General features: G+C 64.3%; 17 protein-coding genes and 1 riboswitch. Of the genes, 10 read left to right on the forward strand and 7 right to left on the reverse strand.

Features of this window, described 5'->3' with window-relative positions; translation table 11 throughout:
- Positions 1-123: 123 nt before the first annotated feature.
- Entirely contained in the window at positions 124-774 is a 651-nt protein-coding gene (locus FSB78_RS02325) for a recombinase family protein (RefSeq protein ID WP_147079643.1), read from the reverse strand.
- A 269-nt stretch (positions 775-1043) separates the two neighbouring features.
- Here FSB78_RS02325 and FSB78_RS02330 point away from each other — a divergent pair, with 269 nt between their 5' ends.
- Both FSB78_RS02330 and FSB78_RS02335 read left to right on the forward strand, forming a co-directional pair.
- Positions 1044-1289, forward strand: coding sequence for an AbrB/MazE/SpoVT family DNA-binding domain-containing protein (locus FSB78_RS02330; protein ID WP_055818096.1), 246 nt, complete (start codon positions 1044-1046; stop codon positions 1287-1289).
- On the forward strand, positions 1286-1672 hold the full coding sequence (locus tag FSB78_RS02335) for a type II toxin-antitoxin system VapC family toxin (RefSeq protein ID WP_055817303.1): 387 nt from the start codon (positions 1286-1288) through the stop codon (positions 1670-1672). The genes FSB78_RS02330 and FSB78_RS02335 overlap by 4 nt, the downstream gene beginning before the upstream one ends.
- 384 nt (positions 1673-2056) lie before the next feature.
- On the opposite strand, the gene FSB78_RS02340 is transcribed toward FSB78_RS02335, so the two are convergent.
- The 4 genes from FSB78_RS02340 to FSB78_RS02350 all read right to left on the reverse strand — a co-directional run bounded on the left by FSB78_RS02340 (position 2057) and on the right by FSB78_RS02350 (position 4535).
- Complete coding sequence (locus FSB78_RS02340; protein WP_235528378.1) at positions 2057-2530, reverse strand: sulfite exporter TauE/SafE family protein; 474 nt, start codon at positions 2528-2530, stop codon at positions 2057-2059.
- Positions 2418-2663, reverse strand: coding sequence for a hypothetical protein (locus FSB78_RS19405; RefSeq protein WP_242008447.1), 246 nt, complete (start codon positions 2661-2663; stop codon positions 2418-2420). The genes FSB78_RS02340 and FSB78_RS19405 overlap by 113 nt, the downstream gene beginning before the upstream one ends.
- A 119-nt stretch (positions 2664-2782) precedes the next feature.
- Complete coding sequence (locus FSB78_RS02345) at positions 2783-3055, reverse strand: DUF190 domain-containing protein (protein ID WP_235513449.1); 273 nt, start codon at positions 3053-3055, stop codon at positions 2783-2785.
- 124 nt (positions 3056-3179) lie between these two features.
- On the reverse strand, positions 3180-4535 hold the full coding sequence (locus FSB78_RS02350) for a voltage-gated chloride channel family protein (protein WP_055817299.1): 1356 nt from the start codon (positions 4533-4535) through the stop codon (positions 3180-3182).
- 23 nt (positions 4536-4558) lie between these two features.
- A riboswitch (Fluoride riboswitch) is annotated at positions 4559-4635 on the reverse strand.
- 163 nt (positions 4636-4798) lie between these two features.
- On the opposite strand from FSB78_RS02350, the gene FSB78_RS02355 reads away from it, so the two are divergent.
- The 4 genes from FSB78_RS02355 to FSB78_RS02370 are packed head-to-tail and all read left to right on the forward strand — an operon-like array spanning position 4799 to position 7883.
- Positions 4799-5164, forward strand: a complete 366-nt coding sequence (locus tag FSB78_RS02355; RefSeq protein WP_235528336.1) for a DUF305 domain-containing protein — start codon at positions 4799-4801, stop codon at positions 5162-5164.
- Position 5165: 1 nt separating this feature from the next.
- Positions 5166-6605, forward strand: coding sequence for a YncE family protein (locus tag FSB78_RS02360; protein WP_055817296.1), 1440 nt, complete (start codon positions 5166-5168; stop codon positions 6603-6605).
- A gap of 1 nt (position 6606) precedes the next feature.
- Entirely contained in the window at positions 6607-7116 is a 510-nt protein-coding gene (locus tag FSB78_RS02365) for an RNA polymerase sigma factor (protein ID WP_055817293.1), read from the forward strand.
- Positions 7113-7883, forward strand: a complete 771-nt coding sequence (locus tag FSB78_RS02370) for an anti-sigma factor family protein (protein ID WP_055817290.1) — start codon at positions 7113-7115, stop codon at positions 7881-7883. Before FSB78_RS02365 ends, FSB78_RS02370 begins: the two co-directional genes overlap by 4 nt.
- Before the next feature lie 51 nt (positions 7884-7934).
- Here the strand turns inward: FSB78_RS02370 and FSB78_RS02375 are convergent, their stop codons facing one another.
- On the reverse strand, positions 7935-8447 hold the full coding sequence (locus FSB78_RS02375; protein ID WP_056626649.1) for an MgtC/SapB family protein: 513 nt from the start codon (positions 8445-8447) through the stop codon (positions 7935-7937).
- On the reverse strand, positions 8444-9511 hold the full coding sequence (locus FSB78_RS02380; protein WP_147079645.1) for a sulfite oxidase: 1068 nt from the start codon (positions 9509-9511) through the stop codon (positions 8444-8446). The genes FSB78_RS02375 and FSB78_RS02380 overlap by 4 nt, the downstream gene beginning before the upstream one ends.
- Before the next feature lie 146 nt (positions 9512-9657).
- On the opposite strand from FSB78_RS02380, the gene FSB78_RS02385 reads away from it, so the two are divergent.
- The 4 genes from FSB78_RS02385 (at position 9658) to FSB78_RS02400 (ending at position 13498) form a co-directional block, all read left to right on the forward strand.
- A complete protein-coding gene (locus tag FSB78_RS02385; RefSeq protein ID WP_056626652.1) occupies positions 9658-10530 on the forward strand; it encodes a LysR family transcriptional regulator in 873 nt (290 codons plus the stop codon).
- Positions 10527-11678 (forward strand): TDT family transporter, encoded by a 1152-nt coding sequence (locus FSB78_RS02390; protein ID WP_056626653.1) that lies wholly within the window; start codon positions 10527-10529, stop codon positions 11676-11678. The genes FSB78_RS02385 and FSB78_RS02390 overlap by 4 nt, the downstream gene beginning before the upstream one ends.
- An 89-nt stretch (positions 11679-11767) precedes the next feature.
- Positions 11768-13003, forward strand: a complete 1236-nt coding sequence (locus tag FSB78_RS02395; protein WP_056637869.1) for a molybdopterin-dependent oxidoreductase — start codon at positions 11768-11770, stop codon at positions 13001-13003.
- A 12-nt stretch (positions 13004-13015) separates the two neighbouring features.
- A complete protein-coding gene (locus FSB78_RS02400; RefSeq protein ID WP_055817270.1) occupies positions 13016-13498 on the forward strand; it encodes a c-type cytochrome in 483 nt (160 codons plus the stop codon).
- Positions 13499-13647 lie beyond the last annotated feature (149 nt).

Below are 13647 nucleotides of genomic sequence, written 5' to 3' on the forward strand. Positions count from 1 at the left end.
AAACGCCGGACAGGGTATACCCTGAGTGGACGTGGGCTTTGGTACACAAAACCCGTTCAAACAGGGTCGGTAGCAGAGAAATCGGACACCTCATTATGAGGGTCTAGAGTCTGCCTGGACACATTAGGGGTGCACGTCTGACATTGCTGCGTCAGCCTCTGCCTGTCGACGGCGATCACGAGCAATCTTGGCGAGCAGCGTTCGACTGCACCCAGTTGCATCCATTATATCGCGCCAGCTTCGGCCATCGCGAAGAAGGCTCGAGATGGCAGCGTTGCGTGTCTTGTTCTCGGGACGCCCCTTATAAAGGCCCGCTGCCTTGGCTTTTGCAGTGCCTTCGGCTTGTCGACGACGGCGATCCTCATAATCCTTACGGGCAACCGCGGCGAGTACGTCCAACATCATGGCGTTGACCGCTGCGAACATTCGGCCGGTGAACTCATCCGTCGGTGCCGTCAGGATCCACGACGTCGGCAGGTCGAGTGCAACAACCCGGACCTGCTTGGCGTCGATTAGATTGCGCAGCTTGATCCAGTCTGGCGAGGTGAGGCGGGAAAGCCGATCAACCTGCTCGACCAGGAGCACGTCTCCCGGCTCGCAATCCGACAGCAGGCGGAATAGCTCTGGCCGGTGGAGCTTGGCTCCACTTTCGTTTTCGACATAGCGGGCCGCAATCCGAAGCCCGTGCTCGGCCGCAAACACGTCGAGGGCGCTCTTGGCGCGCGACGCATCCTGTTCGGAGGTAGAAGCACGAAGATAGGCTCGGATGAACATCCCGTAGTCTGCTATATGTGGTGCTTATTAGTCTAGTCTTTTTTACGCCGTCAGGGCGGGTTTAAAGTACCAGCTATTGAGCGGTCTGCTAAAGGCATACGTTAAAAGCACCGGAGATTATGCACGTGGGGCAGCTTCACGTCGATGAGCCATAATCCAAACGGTGTGGTACAAACGAGGCTCGCTGGCATACCGTGGGGACGGTTGCTGCTAAGCCGGGATATCCCTAGAAGATGATGACGATGCTGATCAGAGGTACAGAGGCCGTCATGACGCTACAGATCAACATAACGCCAAACGGGCGCATGAGCCTGCCCGCTGACGTTCGCAAGCGGTTGGGCCTGACGGGTGGCGGTGCGGTATATCTCGACGAAACCGAAGATGGCGTTGTTCTGCGAACCGCCAGCCAAGCGGTGGCAAGGGCGCAGGCGCTGGCCGAGCAATATACCGGCGGTAATCCCGACGCCTCTGTTGACGCATTCCTCAATCGGCGTCGCGAAGATAGCGGCGAATGAGCGTGGTTCTCGACGCCTCGGCTCTCATCGCAATGATCAAGGGTGAAAAGGGATCTACCAAGGTTGCAGCCGGTATCGCCGGTGCGCGAGTGAGCAGCGTGAACTACGCTGAGGTGGTGACCCACTTCATTCATACCGGAATGCCCGAGCGAGAAGTTGATGCCATGCTTGATCCGCTGCCACTGACGGTAGTGCCGGCCGACAAGGCCTTGGCGAAAATCGCCGGGCGGCTGCGCGCCGCGACGGCCGAGGCGGGCCTTAGCCTTGGAGATCGCTTTTGTCTGGCTCTAGCCCGACGGGATGGATTGCCCGCTTGGACCAGCGACCAGAACTGGAAGAAGATCGCGGATGCAGTCGAGGTCAAGGTCGTGACGATCCGCTAGAACTTGGCGGGAAGGGCAGGGGGCAACCACCTGTCGATCCTCTGGAAGCGGAAGGTCTGCATCCTGGTGGAAAACCGCCTGTCCGCTGTTGGGCGGCGTTTCGGCGAAAGCTGCCGGGCGACTTCCGACCCATAGTAAGTCATTCAGGACAACTTTTCTGCTCCCTGAAAGCCGCCGTCCGGCCGCGCGGTTGGCTGCGGCTCAGCTGAACGAGCCGGGCACCGGCTCCTGCGTAGCGACACCGTTAACGCACAGGTTAGCGTGTCGCAGATGTGCGTTGAAAGTCGCGTAATTCCGCGACTGACATTCGCGACAGCTACGCCGTCAGCCGACCACGCTTGAGCTGGTGTAGCGAAACTCAGGATATTCGCGACAATCCTCCCACTAACCCATGACGATCATCTCGGTCGCGATCAGCGCGAGCAGGACCATGACGAGCTGGCGGAAGCGCTCAACGGGCAGACGCTTGATGAGCAAGCACCCCGCCCAGGTGCCAACGATCATCGCCAGCCCCATCGCGATCGCCAGCGGCCAGAAGGTTGGTCCAAGGTCGATCGTCGCGCCGTAAACAATTGTCTTGGCACTGTGCATCACGATCGAGGCGACCGCGTCACTCGCGACATAGGCAAGCGGTGGCAAACCGAGGCTCAGGAACACCGCTGCGCCGAGCGGCCCGGCGCTCCCGACTAGCCCGGACAACAGGCCGGTCACACCGCCCCCGATCACCAGCACGCGGCGCGAGGGTTTAAACGCGATCATGCCCGTGGCCTTCAGGATGACGAACAGCAGGATCGCCACGCCCACGATCCTCGCAACGAGCGCCGTCGGTAGCGACGCGAACGACAATGCGCCCAGCATCGAGAACGGTATGGCAGCGGAGAGGAACAGCAACACGGGCCGCCAACGGATTGGCGCCAGCCCAGCCCATCCCGGCCGGCGCACCGTTGCCGATGATCTGGACGATCGTCAGCAGCGTCACCGCTTCGGTCACGCCGACGACTTAAATCAGCAGCGGCAGCAACAGCAGTGCCCCGCCAAACCCGGCCGAACCCGAGATTGCAGCAGCCGCAAATGCACCGACGATCAGCAGCCCATATTCGATCATTGGTGTCATCGGTCGAACCGCGGCATGACCGACCAGTGTTCCAGCTGCTTGTAGACGATCACCTTGTCGCCGAGCAGGTCGCCATGTCGCCGGCAGAACCGGTCGAGCTGGTCGCGTTCGCCGACGAGTTCGACGCAGATCGTCAGATGGGGATCGGCCGCCTCCGATCCGTTCTCGCGGATCTGGCCGTGGTTGCTGAACCCATAGTGCGTGTGTTGCGCGACGGCATTGATGATGCCGTCTGGATTAGCTCGCGATAGAGCGGCTTGGCAGCCCACAGCGTACGCAGGCTGCGCTCACCAATTCGGTCGGACGGTTTCATGTAGATACGCAGCATGCCGATTTCGCGATGCTGGACGGTGAAACGATTGGGCATGGACAAACCCTCGATTGGTGGGGGGATCAGGAGCGTGGGCTTCGCGAGGCGCGGTGTGCCCGCGCCTCGCGAAGCGTCGCGTTCGGGGTGAGGCCGGTCGCCGGCACCTTCGGCACCGCGACGCGCTGCGACAGGTAGATGCCGTTATGACCGGAGCAGAGGTAGGCGACGAAGCAGGCCACCGCGATCGGCACCGCATAGGCAGCGCCGAACAGTTCGATGCCCATGAAGGTGCAGGCGAGCGGGGTGTTGGCCGCGCCCGCGAACAGCGCGACGAAGCCGAGCGCGGCGAATACGCTGGTGGGCACGCCGAACATGGGGGCGAGTGCGTTGCCGAGCGCCGCGCCGATGAAGAACAGCGGTGTCACCTCGCCACCCTTGAAGCCGGCGCTGAGCGTGACGACGGTGAACAGCAGCTTGATCGCCCAGCTCCACGGATGCGTGTCCGGTCCGAAGAAGCTGGCGATGGTGAGGCTGTCGGGCGTCGCTGCCAACGTGCCGAGTCCGAGATAGTCGCGCGTTCCGAACAGGTAGACGAGCGCGATGACCGCGATGCCGCCAATGGCGGGGCGTAACGGGCCATAGGAGACGATGCGCTTGAGCCACCCGCCGAGCGTGTGATTGGCTTCGGCGAAGGCGAGACCGACCAGCCCGAACGCAACCCCGGCGACGCCCGCCTTGGTGACGAGCAGCGCATCGACCGGCACCAGCGCATCGATCCGGTAGACGCCGTGATGGATGCCCCAGGCAAGGCACGTCCAGTCGCCGACCAGTGCCGCGACCAGGCACGGCACCAGCGCGCGATATTCGACACGCCCGATCGCCAACACCTCCAGTGCGAACACCGCCCCTGCGATGGGCGTGCCGAACACCGCGCCGAACCCGGCCGCAATGCCCCCCATCAGCAGGATGCGGGTGCCGTCAGCATCGAGCTTGAGCGCGCGACCGAAACCGCTGGCGAGACTGCCGCCCAACTGGACGGCGGTGCCTTCGCGCCCGGCCGAACCGCCAAACAGATGGGTCACCACCGTGCCGAAGAAGATCAGCGGTGCCATCCGCAGTGGCACCCCCCCGCCCGGTTCGTGGATCTGCTCGACAATAAGGTTGTTGCCGCCCTCCACCGAGCGGCCGGTCAGATGGTAAAGCAGTCCGACCACGAACCCGCCGATCGGCAGCAGGTAGAGCAGCCAGGGAAAGGCAAAGCGAAGCCGGGTCACGGCATCGAGGCTCCACAAGAAAGCCGCGCAGAGCGTTCCCACCATTGCGGCCATCGGGACCAGGATCAAGGCCCATCGCAGCACCGACATGGCATGGGTGCGGCGATCGCGAATGAACGCTGCCATGTTGAACTGGTCGTAGAGATTGCGAAATGTCGCGCGCACGATTCCTCCTTGCTGCCTTGCGGCGCCTGGTAGGAATCATCGACCCTTGCGAGGGCGGTTCGGCCGAATGGCCCGGCGGAAATCCATCGCCGTGCCGAGCATATGCTGTCCGACGGCGACCTGGTCAACCATCGGCAGGGTCACGATGAGACCATTGTTTTGCTGAGGATCAATAATTGGCTCAACCATGGAATAAATCTCGACGGGCGTCGTCTACGCTTTCGAGACTGATGCGCCGGAGGCTTATGCGTAGACGAAATTGGATGCTGGGTCTGACTGCTTCGGCCATGCTCACCGGCGCAGTCGCGGCCGCCCCCGCCGATGGCTACGCCAGCATGGTATCTGCCGCGATGGACCGGATGATGGCGGGCATGATGGTCAAGCCGTCCGGCGACGTCGACCGCGACTTCGTCGCAATGATGCTTCCGCATCACCAGGGCGCCATTGATATGGCGGTGGCAGAGCTGCGCTACGGTCATAACGAGCAGCTCAAGCGCATTGCGCAGGAGATCATCATCGATCAGCAGCAGGAGATCGCCGCCATGAAGTTGGCGATTGGTCAGCCGCTACCCCCTTCGACGCCAGCCCCGACGCAGGGCGGCGACTACCACAGCCATATGGAGCACTGACATGATCCGGACCTTCCTGCGCTCGGCCGCCTTGCTGATGAGCGCCGCACCGGGCATTGCCATGGCCCAGCAGGCGCCGTGGAACGCCAAGGACGTGCCTGTCAGCCACCGCGACCGCGTCTATGCATCCGAACAATTCTCCAACACGGTGTCGGTGACGGACCCGGCCGACAACAGGTTGCTCGGCGTCATCAAGCTCGGCGATCCGCAGCCGATGAATTTTTCCCCGCTCTACAAGGGGCAGGTGCTGGTTCACGGCCTCGGCTTCTCGCCGGACGGGAAAACACTGGCGGTCGTGTCGATCGGATCCAACGCCGTGTCGTGGATCGACACCGCCACCAACACCGTCAAGCACACGACCTATGTCGGGCGCAGCCCGCATGAGGCGTTCTTCACGCCGGACGGCAAGGAGGTGTGGGTTACGGTACGCGGCGAGGATTACATCGCCGTGCTCGACCCCAAGACGTACAAGGAGACCGGTCGCATCAAGACGCCCGGTGGTCCGGGCATGACGATCTTCTCTCCCGATGGCCGATACGGCTATGTCTGTTCCTCGTTCAATCCGGTGCTGGCCGTGTTCGATGTCTCGACCCACGCGCAGGTCGGACAGGTGGCGCAGCCGAGTCCGTTCTGTCCCAACATCGCCGCGACGCCGGACGGCAAGCAGGTGTGGTTCACGCTGAAGGACATCGGCAAGACGGTCGCATTCGATGCCAAGCCGCCTTTCGCGATCCTCAAGGTGCTGGATACCGGACCGATCACCAATCACGTCAACTTCGCCCGCACGGTCAGGGGACAGTTCGCCTATGTCACGGTAGGCGGGGAAAACGCGGTGAAGGTGTTCCGCACGTCCGACTTCGCGCTTGTCGCCACCATCCCGGTCGGCAAGATGCCGCACGGTGTCTGGCCATCGGGCGACGGCCGGCGCATCTATGTCGGGCTGGAGAATGCTGATGAACTTGCCGCGATCGACACCGCCGGCAACAAGGTCGTTGCCACCGTGCCGGTCGGACAGGCACCGCAGGCGATCGCCTATGTGCCGAACGCTATTCCGACAGGCCTCGGCACCGACAATCTTCAACCGCTCGGTACGGCAGGCAAGGCGGTGCATCTGAACATGGGGCCGGTTCGCGGCAATGGTGCTGCAAGCAGCATTACCCTCTTCGACCAGGGCATCATTCAGGTCGTGCAGAGTGCCGTTACCGGTTTGCAGCCCAAGAAGCCTTACATGCTCGTGCTCACCGCCAACGCGGACGGCAGCGGTGCGGTAGAGCCGCTTGCGAACTTCATGAGCAATCCGGCAGGTGCGGCGATCGTCAACGCGTCGGGTCCGATCCGGCAGATCGTTCAAGGCAGCACCGCGGCACCCCGGCGTTTTCTGGCGGTCGCCGAGGTGGTGAACGGCGCTCCGGGCCGCATCGTGCAGGTGCAGCGCGACTGAGATGGACCCGCTTGCCGCCGCGATCGAGCCACTGATCCCCGGTCTGCGCCGCTATGCCCGGTCGTGGTTGCGCGATCCGGCGATGGCGGATGACGTGGTGCAGGATTGCCTTGAGCGCGCGGTCGGGCGCTGGCGCCAGCGACGGGGTGCAGAGGTTCGCCCATGGGTCTACGCGATCCTGCACAATCTGTTGGTCGACCATCAGCGGCAGCACAGTCGGCGAGGTACGGCGGTTCCGCTCCACCTCGTCGACGACGCTGCGCTCGGCCGCCCGGCCGATCAGGACGTAGGCCTGCACCACCGAGACCTGTTGCGCGCACTTGATGCGTTGCCCGAGGAGCAGCGGACGGTGCTGCTCCTCATTTCCGTCGAAGGTCTGTCATATGGGGAAGTCGCTGCCGTCGTCGGCGTGCCGCTGGGAACGGTGATGTCGCGCATATCGCGGGCGCGCGACCGTCTGGCGACGCTCCTCCGCGAGGGTGAACGGCCACGATTAAGGAGTATTCGATGACCAGCCCGATCGGAGAGGACGATCTGGCCGCGTGGATCGATGGAAGGCTGTCGCCCGAGCGGCAGCGTCTGGTCGACGCTTACCTTGAAGGCCAGCCGGACGTGCATGCCCGTTTGCGGGAGCAGGCGGAGCAGGCGCGAGCTCTTGCGTCCCTGTTCGCTCCCATCGCGGAGGAACCGATCCCGGCGACGATGCGCGTCGCAGCCATCAGGGGACGGCAACGCCAACCGCCTTGGCAACTCGCCATCGCCGCGTCGCTTCTGCTGGCGGTCGGATTTGGCGGTGGTTGGTCGAGCGCGCGGTGGAGCGGCGAACCCCACGCGGGCATCGCGGCGCTGGCCAATGAGGCGAGCGACAATTTCCGTGTCTATGCCGCCGACCGGATTCGACCGGCGGAAATCGGCCCCGACCAGCGCGCCATGCTGATCCGATGGACCTCCAGCCGATTGGGTGAGCGCGTGACCATCCCGGACCTCAGCACAGCGGGTTACCGCTATGGCGGGGGGCGATTGGTCGCGACGCCCCACGGCCCTGCAGCGCTGCTCCTCTATGATGGACCGCAAGCGTCGAAGCTTGCGGTGCTGACGAGGCCCATGCAAATCGACAAGAGCGCAAGCATGACCAGCACGTCCAGCGGGACCATGGGCCGGGTCACATGGGCGGTCGACGGGATCGGCTATAGTGTGGTGGGGGAGCGCCCCGCTGCCGAGCTGCATCCGATCGCCAACGAGGTCCAGCGCCAGGCCGATGCGGCGCTTGTGTCCTGATAGCACCTGGCCAGTTCTCAGCGCCGACAGGCACTGGGCGGACCAGCGGGATCACGGCTTGCGCGCGGCATCGTTCCGGTCGGCCTCTGCCGGAGTCAGCCTGGCCCGTTCGCGAATGCGACGTTCGAGTGGAGCGCCGACGAACAGTACGAGCATCGCAAGGCTCAACCCGCCGATGATGAGCGGCCACACCGCCAACCCTGCTGCCGCGCCGATCGTGGCTGTTACCCAGATGCATGCGGCAGTCGCCAATCCATGCACTTCCTGACCCTGGCCGACCCGCAGCACAGCGCCGGCACCGATGAAGCCGACGCCGGACAGAATGCCCTGCATCGCCCGTCCTGCGGCATCGGCGTTCACATTCGGCAAGCCACTGTGTACGATCGCCTGCACGGCGATGCAGCTCGCCAGACCGACGAGGCCCAGCGTCCGCAAGCCCATGATCTGCCGGTTCTCGCGCGAGCGTTCCCAGCCGAGCACCATCCCAGCCGCGGTCGCCACCACCAGCCGCCCGATTGCATCGATCCAAAAGCCGAGATCCGGTGCCGCTGACGCTTCGATCATTCGACCAGCACGTGCACATGATGCCAGGCGGTGCACAGATAGCCAGCGAAGTTCCACATCGTATCCGGCCGCTCGGGCTGACCCTGTCCAGTGTCGTCGAAGGCGCGCACGACAAGGTGCTGGCGCCCCTTGTCGAGCGTGGCGTCGAGGGTCCAGCGCCGCCAACCCCAGTGCGCCTCCGGATCATCGGTGAACGTCGCCTGTTGCCAGTCGCGACCACCGTTTACCGACACTTCGACCCGAGAGACGCGGCGATCATAGGCGATGGCATAGCCCTCGATCCGCACCTCCCCGGCCGGCAAGCTTTCGCCAGAGCCGGGCACGCAGATCGCGGCGTTGAGCGGCATGGCATTGATGGTCAGACCCTGGCTCCAGTCGACGGTGTCGCTCGTCACATCGGCAGGAAAGAGCTTGTAGTCGTGCGCCTGGATCGGTGCGTCGGATGGCGTCTCGCGCACCTCGATCCGTGTCAGCCATTTGGCGCTCCGCACCCCGGCATAGCCCGGCACCACCATGCGGATCGGTGCGCCGTGTTCGGGCGTCAGCGGCTCGCCGTTCATCGCCCAGGCAATGAGGACGTCGGGTTGCCGCGCCTTGTCCATGGCGATCGAGACCCCGAACAATGCTTCCTCGCCTTCGACGTCCACCTCGTCCGCTCCGGTGAACGCCACGAACAGGTCGGACGCATCCGGCGCACCGACGGCATCCAGTACGTCGGACAGTCGTACGCCGGTCCACTCCGCATTGCCGATCGCGCCCACGTCCCACGGGTCGCCGGACGTTTTTGCGAACTGCTGAAGATCCGTGCGCCGGTTGCCGGCGCACTGGAGAACTGCCGTCACCGTCCGCGTGGCCAACGCGCTCTTCAACTCCTCCACCGAGAAGGAGCGTCTTTCCATGTTCATCCCGCTGACCTCGATCCGGTGATCGGCAGGCAGATCAGGCACCGCACCATGGCTGCGCACGTAGAACAGCGCCTGCGGCGTCAGGAACCGCTCGATCAGCGCGCCGGGCGTCGGCTCGGCGTTGTAGGGCTCGGATTTGCGCTCGATCATATCAGTCATGGACGAACCAACGCCGCAAGCGCGCGGATCGCTTCAAATCTTCAAGACTATCGCAGACGAAGGATTACCGATCGTTCCGATATCCAGATTGAAATAAACGGATCAAACGGTTGGTCGTATCGATAAGATTGCGCGATATAAGCTGCATGACCCTGGAGCAACTCAGAATATTCGTCGGTGTCGCCGAGCGCGAACACGTCACCAAGGCAGCGGAGGTGCTGAACGTCACGCAGTCCGCTGCCTCCGGCGCGGTCGCGGCCCTCGAAGCGCGCTACGGGGTTCCTCTGTTTCACCGTGTCGGGCGTGGCATCCAGCTGACCGAAGCAGGCCGCGGCTTTCTGGAGGAAGCGCGCGCAGTGCTGGGGCGGGCAGCGCATGCCGAGACGATGCTGGCGGACTATGCCGGGCTTGCCCGTGGTTCGTTGCGGATCGTCGCAAGCCAGACGATCGCGAGCTACTGGTTGCCGGCAAAGCTCGCCTCCTTCTACGAACGCCACCCGCAGATCGCGGTCGAACTGGCGATCGACAACACCGAAGGTGCAGCAGCGCAGATCCTGAGCGGCGCGGCGGAGCTCGGTTTCGTCGAGGGCGAGGTGGACGAACCGGCGCTCGCCCTCTGGAATGTCGGGCGTGACCCGATGGTGCTGGTCGGCCATGAGGACGCCGGGCGCGTCGACGAGGACTGGCTTCGCGCTGCACGCTGGATCGTCCGCGAGCAGGGTTCGGGCACGCGCTCGACCTTCGAGGACGTGCTGCGAACGCGCGGGTTTGATCCGGCCCAGCTGACAGTAGCGATGACGCTGCCGTCCAACGAGGCGGTGCGTACCGCGGTCGAGGCCGGTGCCGGCGTCGCTGTGTTGTCGCGATTGGTCGTCGCACGCGCGCTCAAGGCCGGCGATCTGGTCGAGTTGCCGCTTGGGTTACCCGATCGCGCCTTCCACGCGCTGCGCCACAAGGAACGCTATCGCACCCGCGCGGCCGACGCGCTGACGGACCTCATCAAGGAGCAGGTCGCATGACTGCCGACGCACCTTCGGCCCTGACCGGCCTCAAGCCGCTAAGCAGGCTCGATCACCCGCGCGAGATGATCCGCCAGTTCACACCCAACTGGTTCGCCGCGACGATGGGCACCGGCATCCTCGCTCTCGCGCTGCCGCAGGTGCCCAATATCGGCCCCGCGCTCAAACCGATTGGCGAGGTGTTGTGGTTCTTCAACATCGCGCTCTTCATCCTGTTCGCCGGTCTCTATGGCGCGCGCTGGGCGATGTTCGGGCATGAGGCACGGCGCATCTTCGGCCACAACACCGTGTCAATGTTCATCGGGACCATTCCGATGGGCTTGGCGACGATCATCAACGGATGCCTCGCCTTCGGGATCGCGCGGTTCGGTAACGGCATCGTGCCGGTCGCACACGTCCTGTGGTGGATCGACGTCGCCATGTCGCTCGCCTGCGGCGTGTTGATCCCCTACCTGATGTTTACCCGCCACGAGCACAGCCTGGACGGCATGACTGCGGTATGGCTGCTGCCGGTCGTCGCAGCGGAAGTGGCGGGTGCCAGCGGCGGGCTGCTCGCGCCGCATCTGACCGATCCTCACGCGCAGATCGTGACGCTCGCCACTTCCTACGTGCTGTGGGCCTATTCGGTGCCGGTCGCGTTTGGCATCCTCGCTATCCTGATCCTGCGCATGGCGCTCCACAAGCTCCCGCACGAGAGCATGGCGGCATCCTCTTGGCTTGCGCTGGGGCCGATCGGCACCGGGGCGCTGGGTATGCTGGTGCTTGGGGCGGATGCGCCGGCGATCCTCGCGGCGCATGGGCTGGTCGGTGTCGGTACCGTCGCGCAAGGGATCGGCGTCGTCGCCGGGCTCTGTCTGTGGGGTTTCGGCCTGTGGTGGCTGGCGCTCGCGACGCTCATCACCATCCGCTACTGGCGCGCCGGCGTCCCATTCAACCTTGGCTGGTGGGGCTATACCTTCCCGCTCGGCGTCTACACCGTCGCCACCTTCCGCCTCGGTACGACGCTGAACCTAGGCTTCTTCGGTATTGTCGGCACAGTGCTGACGGTCGCGCTCGCGGCGATGTGGCTGCTGGTCGGTGCCAAGACACTCGCCGGAGCATGGCGCGGCAACCTGTTCGTCTCGCCCTGCATCGCTACCCCGAACTGATCCACCCTGATGATCGGATCAATCGGTCCGATCACTTGCAGAACGCCGCTTCGAACCGCCAGCGTGGCTGGCCACAGGAGAGCCTTGTCATGGACAATTTTGACGCCGCGCTGGCGAGTGAAACCAGCCGTCGCCGCTTTCTCAGGCGTACGGCGCTCGGCACCGCCGGCCTTGCCGCAGCACCTGCGCTGGCGCAGCAGCTCGTCGACCTGAAGCTGCCTGGCGGCAATGCCGAGCGGCCGATGACCAGCGCCTTTCCTGGCAAGGGCAGCATGATCCTCCAACGCATCCATCCTCCGCTGTTGGAGACGCCGATGGACGTGTTCGACAAGTCGGTGTTCACGCCCAACGACCAGTTCTTCGTTCGCTGGCACTGGGCCGACATTCCAACCTCGATCGACGTCGAGAGCTTCCGCCTCAACGTCTTCGGCCACGTCAACCGACCGCTGTCGATTAGCCTCGCCCAACTGCTGCGCCTGCCGCGGGTCGAGATGGCGGCGGTCAACCAGTGTTCGGGCAACAGCCGTGGGCTGTTCCAGCCCCGGGTCGCCGGCGCGCAATGGGGCAACGGCGCGATGGGCAATGCCAAATGGCTCGGCGTGCGCCTGCGCGACGTGCTGGACCTCGCGGGGGTCAAGGCAGGCGCGGTACAGGTGCGCTTTGGCGCGCTCGATCAGCCGGTTGTGGCGGACGCCCCTGACTTCGAGAAGGCGCTCGACATCGACCATGCCCGCGACGGCGAAGTGATGATCGCCTTCGGCATGAACGGCGAGCAGCTGCCGCTCCTCAACGGCTTTCCCTGCCGGCTGATCGTCCCGGGCTGGTATTCGACCTACTGGGTCAAGATGCTGAACGCGATCGAGGTACTGCCCGGCCTTGACGACCAGTATTGGATGGCCAAGGCCTACAAGATACCGGCGACACCCGGCGCGAATGTCGCGCCCGGTGCCAAGGACTTCCCGACCGTGCCGATCAATCGCATGATCCCGCGCAGCTGGATGACCAGCCTGCCCGATGGCCAGGCGATCGCCTATGAGGCGTCGATCCCGGTCGGCGGCATCGCGATGGGCGGCGATTGCGGCGTCGCCAAGGTCGATGTCTCGTCGGATGGTGGGCGCACTTGGTACAAGACGACGCTCGGAGTGGACGAGGGCAGGTACAGCTTCCGTCGGTGGGATGGTCGCGTGCCGCTGAGACGCGGTCCCAACCCGATCATGGTGCGCTGCTGGAACACCAATGGGGTCGCCCAGCCGATGAAGCCGATCTGGAACCCGGGCGGGTTCATGCGCGGCAACATCGAAACCACCACCATCATCGCGGCCTGAGGAGCGAGTAGCATGAAGACCCCGTCTACCGGCATCATGGCCGCTGGCCTGATCGGCCTGACCGGTATTATCCTCGTCTCGATCGGGGCGCCGAGCAGCCGCAAGGCGCCTGCCCCGATCTCCGAGACATCCGAGCCGGCACCGCCCACCAGCGTCTCAGCCCGCGGCTTTTCGCTCGCCTCGACCAGCGTCGACCTGCCGGTCGATGACGTTACCTACCCCGATGGTCCGCACGCCGACGTCATCAACGCCAACTGCACTTCGTGCCACTCGGCCAGCATGGCGCTGACCCAGCCTGCGCTATCGGCGGATCAGTGGAAGGCGACCGTCACCAAGATGCGCGAAGTGTACAAGGCTCCGGTGGCCGAGAAGGACGTCAACGCGATCGTCGCCTATCTCATCGCTATGCCGAGCCACAAGGCGGCACCCGCGACAGGCAAGGCACAGGATCCCGACCCCAAGGCGGCTCCCGATGCCTCAGGTGGAACAGGCTAACCGATCTCCTTCCATAATCCCGAAATACCATCGTTTGTGGGACGGTCGCCAGCAGTGAACTGCAACGCGCCGACACTGCCTTGCGAGCGGACAGAAGGAAGAGCTTCAACCCTCAATGAAGCTTCATCGGTGCCGTTTGGTAGGGTGCC

Origin of the sequence: Sphingomonas ginsenosidivorax, assembly GCF_007995065.1 — a bacterium.
In the GTDB taxonomy this organism is placed as follows: domain Bacteria; phylum Pseudomonadota; class Alphaproteobacteria; order Sphingomonadales; family Sphingomonadaceae; genus Sphingomonas; species Sphingomonas ginsenosidivorax.

Coding starts and splice junctions, on each gene's coding strand:
- FSB78_RS02330 (WP_055818096.1), top strand. CDS start 1,044: ATGACGCTACAGATCAACATAACGCCAAACGGGCGCATGAGCCTGCCC.
- FSB78_RS02355 (WP_235528336.1), top strand. CDS start 4,799: ATGCTGGGTCTGACTGCTTCGGCCATGCTCACCGGCGCAGTCGCGGCC.
- FSB78_RS02395 (WP_056637869.1), top strand. CDS start 11,768: ATGGACAATTTTGACGCCGCGCTGGCGAGTGAAACCAGCCGTCGCCGC.
- FSB78_RS02370 (WP_055817290.1), top strand. CDS start 7,113: ATGACCAGCCCGATCGGAGAGGACGATCTGGCCGCGTGGATCGATGGA.
- FSB78_RS02380 (WP_147079645.1), bottom strand. CDS start 9,511: ATGACTGATATGATCGAGCGCAAATCCGAGCCCTACAACGCCGAGCCG.
- FSB78_RS02400 (WP_055817270.1), top strand. CDS start 13,016: ATGAAGACCCCGTCTACCGGCATCATGGCCGCTGGCCTGATCGGCCTG.
- FSB78_RS02375 (WP_056626649.1), bottom strand. CDS start 8,447: ATGATCGAAGCGTCAGCGGCACCGGATCTCGGCTTTTGGATCGATGCA.
- FSB78_RS02335 (WP_055817303.1), top strand. CDS start 1,286: ATGAGCGTGGTTCTCGACGCCTCGGCTCTCATCGCAATGATCAAGGGT.
- FSB78_RS02365 (WP_055817293.1), top strand. CDS start 6,607: ATGGACCCGCTTGCCGCCGCGATCGAGCCACTGATCCCCGGTCTGCGC.
- FSB78_RS02390 (WP_056626653.1), top strand. CDS start 10,527: ATGACTGCCGACGCACCTTCGGCCCTGACCGGCCTCAAGCCGCTAAGC.
- FSB78_RS02385 (WP_056626652.1), top strand. CDS start 9,658: ATGACCCTGGAGCAACTCAGAATATTCGTCGGTGTCGCCGAGCGCGAA.
- FSB78_RS02325 (WP_147079643.1), bottom strand. CDS start 774: ATGTTCATCCGAGCCTATCTTCGTGCTTCTACCTCCGAACAGGATGCG.
- FSB78_RS02360 (WP_055817296.1), top strand. CDS start 5,166: ATGATCCGGACCTTCCTGCGCTCGGCCGCCTTGCTGATGAGCGCCGCA.
- FSB78_RS02340 (WP_235528378.1), bottom strand. CDS start 2,530: ATGCTGGGCGCATTGTCGTTCGCGTCGCTACCGACGGCGCTCGTTGCG.